6 protein-coding genes are annotated in these 7,852 nt (G+C 65.2%); 4 read left to right on the top strand and 2 right to left on the bottom strand.

Features of this window, described 5'->3' with window-relative positions:
• Positions 1-75 precede the first annotated feature (75 nt).
• Positions 76-1,626 (bottom strand): fumarate hydratase, encoded by a 1,551-nt coding sequence (locus SRAH_RS01200; RefSeq protein ID WP_029461533.1) that lies wholly within the window; start codon positions 1,624-1,626, stop codon positions 76-78.
• Between the two features lie 168 nt (positions 1,627-1,794).
• On the opposite strand from SRAH_RS01200, the gene acs reads away from it, so the two are divergent.
• The gene (gene acs / locus SRAH_RS01195) at positions 1,795-3,789 is read left to right on the top strand and encodes an acetate--CoA ligase (protein WP_029461532.1); all 1,995 of its coding nucleotides are present in this window, start codon (positions 1,795-1,797) and stop codon (positions 3,787-3,789) included.
• Between the two features lie 173 nt (positions 3,790-3,962).
• Here the strand turns inward: acs and SRAH_RS01190 are convergent, their stop codons facing one another.
• A complete protein-coding gene (locus SRAH_RS01190; RefSeq protein WP_029461531.1) occupies positions 3,963-4,286 on the bottom strand; it encodes a c-type cytochrome in 324 nt (107 codons plus the stop codon).
• A gap of 128 nt (positions 4,287-4,414) precedes the next feature.
• Between SRAH_RS01190 and SRAH_RS01185 the strand changes: the two genes are divergently transcribed.
• The 3 genes from SRAH_RS01185 to thiC all read left to right on the top strand — a co-directional run bounded on the left by SRAH_RS01185 (position 4,415) and on the right by thiC (position 7,824).
• A complete protein-coding gene (locus tag SRAH_RS01185; RefSeq protein WP_029461530.1) occupies positions 4,415-4,648 on the top strand; it encodes a TIGR04438 family Trp-rich protein in 234 nt (77 codons plus the stop codon).
• A gap of 40 nt (positions 4,649-4,688) precedes the next feature.
• Entirely contained in the window at positions 4,689-5,786 is a 1,098-nt protein-coding gene (gene nadA, locus SRAH_RS01180; protein WP_029461529.1) for a quinolinate synthase NadA, read from the top strand.
• 106 nt (positions 5,787-5,892) lie between these two features.
• A complete protein-coding gene (thiC, locus tag SRAH_RS01175) occupies positions 5,893-7,824 on the top strand; it encodes a phosphomethylpyrimidine synthase ThiC (RefSeq protein WP_029461528.1) in 1,932 nt (643 codons plus the stop codon).
• Positions 7,825-7,852 lie beyond the last annotated feature (28 nt).

Raw genomic sequence — 7,852 nt, 5'->3', positions numbered from 1 at the left:
CACGGCGGGCCGCGCAAGCCGCGCCATCTGCATTGAGCTTTTGAGTAAGGGCCCCCAGCCGTGGGGCCCCGGGGCTTAGCCCACCGAGAGCGCAATCCCCTTGAACTCGCCGCTGGCGATGCGCTGGCGCCATTCGGCCGGGCCGCTTTCGTGCACGTTGTGGCCGTTCGAGTCGACCGCCACCGTGACCGGCATGTCTTGCACCTCGAACTCGTAGATGGCTTCCATGCCAAGGTCGGCAAAGCCCACCACCTTGGCCGATTTGATCGCCTTGGCCACCAGGTAGGCGGCCCCGCCGACGGCCATCAGGTAGGCGCTGCGGTTGTCTTGAATGGCCTGCACCGCCACCGGGCCGCGCTCGGATTTGCCAATCATGGCGATCAGGCCGGTTTGCTCCAGCGTCATGCGGGTGAAGGGGTCCATGCGGGTGGCGGTGGTCGGGCCGGCCGGGCCCACCACCTCGTCGCGCACCGGGTCCACCGGGCCCACGTAATAAATCACGCGGTTGCGAAAATCCACCGGCAGCGGCTCGCCCTTGGCCAGCAGGTCGGCGATGCGCTTGTGCGCGGCGTCGCGCCCGGTGAGCATCTTGCCGTTGAGCAGCAGCTTGTCGCCGGCTTTCCAGTTCGCCACTTCTTCTTTGCTTAGGGTGTCGAGTTGCACCCGCTTGGCGGTTTGCAGGTCGGGGCTCCAGCTCACGGCGGGCCAGTCGGCCAGCTTGGGCGGCTCCAGCCGGGCCGGGCCGCTGCCGTCGAGGTGAAAGTGCACGTGCCGGGTGGCGGCGCAGTTGGGGATGAGGGCCACCGGCAGCGAGGCGGCGTGGGTGGGGTAGTCGAGGATTTTTACGTCCACCACCGTGGTGAGCCCGCCCAGCCCCTGCGCCCCAATGCCCAGCGCGTTCACCTTCTCGTACAACTCCAGCCGCAGCGCTTCCAGGCGCGTGAGCGTGGCCCCGGCGCGCTGGCGCTCGATCAGCTCGTGCATGTCCACCGGCGCCATGAGCGACTCTTTGGCCAGCAGCAGCGCTTTTTCGGGCGTGCCGCCGATGCCCAGCCCCAAAATGCCCGGCGGACACCAGCCCGCGCCCATGGTGGGCACTGTTTTGAGCACCCAGTCCACGATCGAATCGGAGGGGTTGAGCGCGGCGAACTTGGATTTGTTCTCGGAGCCGCCGCCCTTGGCGGCACAGATCACCTCGACTTGGTCGCCCGGCACGATCTCGAAATGCACCACGGCTGGTGTGTTGTCGCGGGTGTTTTTGCGCGCGCCGGCCGGGTCGGCCAGCACCGAGGCGCGCAGTGGGTTGTCCGGGTTCAGGTAGGCGCGGCGCACGCCTTCATCGACCATTTGCTGCAGGCTTAAGGTGGCGTCGGGCCAGCTCACGTTCATGCCCACCTTGAGGAACACCACGGCGATGCCGGTGTCTTGGCAGATCGGGCGGTGCCCTTCGGCGCTCAGGCGCGAGTTGCTCAGAATTTGGGCAATTGCGTCCTTGGCCGCCGCCCCCTGCTCGCGCTCCCACGCGCGCCCCAGCGCCTGGATGTAGTCCAGCGGGTGGTAGAAGCTGATGTACTGAAAAGCGTCGGCGATCGAATCGATCAGGTCTTGTTGGCGGATGGCGGTCATGGTGTGGGAACCCAGTAAAAAAACAGTTGATCCAAGCGCAGAGTGTAATTAATGCTGAAAATTTGCGCGTTGGCCATTTTCTGGCGATGATGTAGGGCGTAAGTGCCTCGTCAGAGAGCATGCGCACAGTTAGCGGTTGTCGTTTTTCCACCAACAGAGGAGCCTTCCATGCCTGAGTCGTCATCTGCCATCGAGTCCACCCTTGTCGAAAACCGGGTTTTTGAACCCAGCGCCGCCACGGTGGCGGCCGCCCGCGTGGGCGGCATGAAGGCCTACCACGCCCTGTGCGCCGAGGCCGAGCAGGATTTTGAAGGTTTCTGGGCCCGGCTGGCCCGCGCCGGTTTGGTCTGGCACAAGCCCTTCACCCAGGTGCTCGACGAATCCAACAAGCCCTTCTACAAGTGGTTCCAAGACGGCGAGCTCAACGCCTCGGCCAACTGCCTCGACCGCCACATCGGCACCCCGACCGAGCACAAAACCGCCATCATCTTCGAGGCTGACGACGGCTCCGTGACCAAGGTCACTTACAAAGAACTGCTGGCCAAAGTGAGCCAGTTGGCCAACGCGCTCAAGGCCATGGGGGTGCAAAAGGGTGATCGCGTCGTGATCTACATGCCCATGACCGTCGAGGGCGTGGTGGCGATGCAGGCTTGTGCGCGCATTGGCGCCACGCACAGCGTGGTGTTTGGCGGCTTTTCGGCCAAGGCGCTGCAAGAGCGCATCCAAGACGCCGGCGCCGTGGCCGTGATCACCGCCAACTACCAGATGCGCGGCGGCAAAGAGCTGCCACTCAAAGCCATCGTCGATGAGGGGCTGGCCTTGGGCGGCTGCGATTCGATCAAAAACGTGGTGGTGTTCCAGCGCACCGCCAGCGCCTGCAATATGGTGGCCGGGCGCGACGTGCTGATGCACGAAGTCATGGCCGCGCAGTCCAGCGAGTGCGCACCCGTTATGGTGGGGGCCGAGCACCCGCTGTTCATCCTCTACACCTCGGGCTCTACGGGCAAGCCCAAGGGCGTGCAGCACAGCACCGCAGGCTACCTGCTGTGGGCCAAGCAGACCATGGACTGGACCTTTGACCTGCAAGGCAACGACGTGTTCTGGTGCACCGCCGACATCGGTTGGGTCACCGGCCACAGCTACGTGGCTTACGGCCCACTGGCCGCTGGTGCCACGCAGATCGTGTTCGAGGGCGTGCCCACTTTCCCACACGCCGGCCGCTTCTGGCAGACCATCGAGAAGCACCGCTGCACCATTTTCTACACCGCGCCCACGGCGATTCGCTCGCTCATCAAGGCTGCCGAAACCGACGCCAAGGTACACCCCAAAAACTGGGACCTGACCAGCCTGCGCATTCTGGGTTCGGTGGGCGAGCCCATCAACCCCGAAGCCTGGATGTGGTACTACCGCAATATCGGCGGCGAGCGCTGCCCGATTGTTGATACCTTCTGGCAGACCGAGACCGGCGGCCACATGATCACCCCGCTGCCGGGGGCTACGCCTCTGGTGCCGGGTTCGTGCACGCTGCCGCTGCCGGGCATCACCACCGCCATCGTCGATGAAATGGGCAACGACGTGCCCAACGGCCAAGGCGGCATTCTGGTGGTCAAAAAGCCCTGGCCATCCATGATCCGCACCATCTGGGGCGATCCGCAGCGCTTCAAAAAGAGCTACTTCCCCGAAGAGCTCAAAGGCTACTACTTGGCTGGCGACGGGGCCGTGCGCAGCAACGACCGGGGCTATTTCCGCATCACCGGCCGCATCGACGACGTGCTCAACGTCTCTGGGCACCGCATGGGCACAATGGAGATCGAGTCGGCGCTGGTGGGCAAGACCGATCTGGTGGCCGAAGCCGCCGTGGTGGGCCGCCCAGACGACCTGACCGGCGAGGCCATTGTGGCCTTCGTGGTGCTCAAGCGCCCGGTGCCCACGGGCGACGAAGCCAAGGCGCTGGCCACCGAGCTGCGCAACTGGGTGGCCAAAGAGATTGGCCCGATCGCCAAGCCCAAAGAAATCCGCTTTGGCGAGAACCTGCCCAAAACCCGCTCGGGCAAAATCATGCGCCGCCTGTTGCGCTCGCTGGCCAAGGGCGAAGCGGTGACGCAAGACACCTCGACGCTGGAAAACCCGCACATCTTGGAGCAGTTGGCCAAGAGCAACTGAGGCCGTTCCGGGGCTGCCGGGGCAAGCGGCTGTGGGCGCTTGCCTTGCCAGCTTGCTTGCTCGCTGCCCCGGTTGGCGGTTTTTGGGTTGGCAAACAAAAGGGGCCCCTCGGGGCCCCTTGTTTTTGTTGGCAGTGCTGCGCCTAGGGCCCCGCCAGCGGCGGGGCAGCGCGCTCAGCGGTGGCTCAGCGACCAGGTGGCCAAACGGCGCGCATCGGCTTCGCTCAGGCGCGGGTTGGCGGGCATGGGCACCGGGCCCCAGACGCCGGAGCCGCCGCGCTGCACCTTGACCGTCATGCGCGCCACGGCGTCGGCTTGGCCGGCGTAGCGGGCGGAAATGTCACGAAACGAGGGGCCGACCATGCGCCGATCGACGGCGTGGCAGGCCATGCAGCCGCTGGCGCGGGCAAAGGCGGCTTCGTCGGCCAGCACCGGAACGGTGACGGCTGGCAGAGTGACCAAAGTGGCGGCGGCAAGGGCAAACAAGGTGCGTTTCATGGCTGACTCCTGGGTTTAATGGAAATTGAAGGGGCTGGCGAATGCGATTTTAGCCACAACTGCGCCTTTGAAATGGTGTAATTACGTCTGGTTGCAATCGATACGGACCGCGTTACAGGAGCGATGCAATGGCTTTTCTGGTTTTGGGATTGATTTTGCTGGTTTTGAAGCTGGCCGGGGTGGATCCGGTGGCGCAATGGAGCTGGTGGTGGGTGCTGGGCCCGTTCGCGCTGGCAGCGCTATGGTGGTTGTGGTCTGACCTGTCGGGCCGCACCAAGCGGCTGGCCATGCAGGCGGACGCGCAGCGCAAGGCCGACCGCCTCAACGAAAGCAAAAAACGCCTGCAGGGCATTAACAAGTGAGCGTCGCTGGGATCGGCCGCTTGAGGGACAATTGCGGCTTATGGAACCACGCATCGCTGTCGATTTTGAGCAACCCGCTTGCAGCACCCGCCACGCTTGGGCTCGGGTGCCGGTCGAGCCCACTCCGGATGAACGCCAGGCCCTAAAGGAGCAGATCCGGCACCTGTTGCGCGAGCGCAACGCTGTCATGGTCTCGCACTACTACGTGCACCCGGACTTGCAAGATTTGGCCGAGGAAACCGGCGGCCTGGTGAGCGACAGCCTAGAGATGGCGCGTTTTGGGCGCGAGCACGCAGCGCAAACGCTGGTGGTCAGCGGCGTGCGCTTCATGGGCGAGACGGCCAAAATTTTGTCGCCGCACAAAACCGTGCTCATGCCCGACCTCGACGCCACCTGCTCGCTCGACCTCGGTTGCCCGATCGACGAATTTGCCGCCTTTTGCGACCAGCACCCCGAGCGCACGGTAGTGGTCTATGCCAACACCAGCGCGGCCGTGAAGGCGCGCGCCGACTGGCTGGTGACATCGAGCTGCGCCCTTGACATCGTGCGCGCGCTCAAAGAACGCGGGCACAAAATCCTGTGGGCGCCAGACAAGCACCTGGGCGCCTACATCGAGCGCGAAACCGGGGCCGACATGCTGATGTGGAAGGGTTCGTGCATCGTGCACGACGAATTCAAGGCTTTTGAGTTGCAGGAGCTGATGCGCCAGCACCCGGCGGCCAAGGTGCTGGTGCACCCCGAAAGCCCGGCCGACGTGGTGGCGCTGGCCCATGCGGTGGGCTCGACCAGCGCCATTTTGCGCGCGGCGCAGCAGTCCGAGGCCAGCGAATTCATCGTCGCCACCGACGCAGGCATGCTGCACAAGTTGCGCACCCTCAACCCGGGCAAGCGCTTCATCGAAGCCCCCACCGCGGGCAACAGCGCCACTTGCAAGAGCTGCGCCCACTGCCCCTGGATGGCGATGAACAGCCTGGCCGGGGTGGCGCAGGCGCTGCAAAGCGGCCGCGGCGTGGTCGAGGTGCCGGCCGAGTTGATTGAGCGCGCACGGCGGCCGATCGAGCGCATGTTGGCCTTTACCGCAGCGCAACGGGCCGGTCACGACGCCGGGGCGCTGGTGCCACACTTGGGCGCGGCCTGAGAGACGCGGCCCGATCGGCTTGCGGCAAATAGCCCTAGCTGGCAGCCACCGAGCACAGCCTTCGATAATAGCGTGCGAGCACAACTTTAGAAAGAACGCCTTTTCCATGAACGCCCCCGCCGAACCCTTTCTGGCCAGCGCCGCCCAAGTGGACCAAGCCGCCATTGCGCCACTGCCCAACTCGCGCAAAATCTACGTACCCGGCTCGCGCCCGGATGTGCAGGTGCCGATGCGCGAGATCAGCCAGTCCGACACCCCGGCCAGCATGGGGGCCGAGCCGAATCCGCCCATCTTTGTTTACGACTGCTCCGGCCCCTACGGCGACCCGGCGGCGGTGATCGACATCCGCAGCGGCCTGCCCGCGCTGCGCCAGCGCTGGATCGAGGAGCGCGCCGACAGCGAGGTGCTGGGTGGCCTGAGCAGCGCCTTTGGGCGCGAACGCGCCGCCGACCCCAAGCTGCAAGCGCTGCGCTTTCCGGGCCTGCAACGCCAGCCGCGCCGCGCCCGCGCCGGTGCCAACGTGACGCAGATGCACTACGCGCGCCGCGGCATCATCACGCCCGAGATGGAGTTCGTCGCCATCCGCGAAAACCTCAACCGCCAGCACTACGTGCAGAGCCTGCGCGCCGCCGGCCCCACCGGCCAGCGCATGGCCGAGGTGCTCCTGCGCCAGCACCCAGGGCAGCATTTCGGGGCCAGCCTGCCCCAGGAAATCACGCCCGAATTCGTGCGCAGCGAAGTCGCGCGCGGGCGCGCCATCATCCCGGCCAACCTCAACCACCCGGAGAGCGAGCCGATGGTCATCGGGCGCAACTTCCTGGTCAAGATCAACGCCAACATCGGCAATTCGGCGCTCGGTTCTTCGATCAACGAGGAAGTGGACAAAATGACCTGGGCCATCCGCTGGGGCGGCGACACGGTGATGGATTTGTCCACCGGCAAACACATCCACGAAACGCGCGAGTGGATTGTGCGCAACAGCCCGGTGCCCATCGGCACGGTGCCGATCTACCAGGCGCTGGAAAAGGTAAACGGCAAGGCCGAGGAGCTGAGCTGGGAGATTTTCCGCGACACCCTGATCGAGCAGGCCGAGCAGGGGGTGGATTACTTCACCATCCATGCCGGGGTGCTGCTGCGCTACGTGCCGCTCACGGCCAACCGCCTGACCGGCATCGTCAGCCGCGGTGGCTCGATCATGGCCAAGTGGTGCCTGGCGCACCACCGCGAGAGCTTCCTCTACACCCACTTCGAGGACATCTGCGAGATCATGAAGGCCTACGACGTGGCCTTCAGCCTGGGCGACGGCCTGCGCCCGGGCAGCATCTACGACGCCAACGACGCGGCCCAACTGGGCGAGCTGCGCACCCTGGGCGAGCTGACGCAGGTGGCCTGGAAGCACGATGTGCAGGTGATGATCGAGGGGCCGGGCCATGTGCCCATGCAACTCATCAAAGAAAACATGGACTTGCAGTTGGAGCAGTGCCACGAGGCGCCGTTTTACACGCTCGGCCCACTGACCACCGACATCGCGCCCGGCTACGACCACATCACCAGCGGCATAGGCGCGGCGACCATCGGCTGGTACGGCACCGCCATGCTGTGCTACGTCACGCCCAAAGAGCACCTGGGCCTGCCCAACAAGCAGGACGTGAAAGAGGGCATCATCACCTACAAGCTGGCCGCCCACGCCGCCGACTTGGCCAAGGGGCACCCGGGGGCGCAGATACGCGACAACGCGCTCTCGAAGGCGCGCTTCGAGTTTCGCTGGGCCGACCAGTTCAACCTCGGGCTGGACCCGGACAAGGCGCGCGAATTCCACGACGAAACCCTGCCCAAGGATTCGGCCAAGGTGGCGCATTTCTGCTCTATGTGCGGGCCGCATTTTTGCAGCATGAAAATCACCCAAGAGGTGCGCGACTACGCCGCCGCCCAGGGCATAGACGAAACGCAGGCGCTGGAGCAGGGCATGCAGGCGCAGTCGAAGGCGTTCCGGCAGTCCGGAGGCGAGGTCTATATCCCCTTGCAGCGGGTGGATTGAGCCGGCGGCCCAAAGCGGCCCGGCTTTC

The sequence above is a fragment of the Serpentinimonas barnesii genome, assembly GCF_000696225.1.
In the GTDB taxonomy this organism is placed as follows: Bacteria; Pseudomonadota; Gammaproteobacteria; order Burkholderiales; family Burkholderiaceae_C; genus Serpentinimonas; species Serpentinimonas barnesii.
The sequence above is the reverse complement of the archived record's forward strand: the minus strand, read 5'-3'. Positions and strand labels throughout refer to the sequence as shown.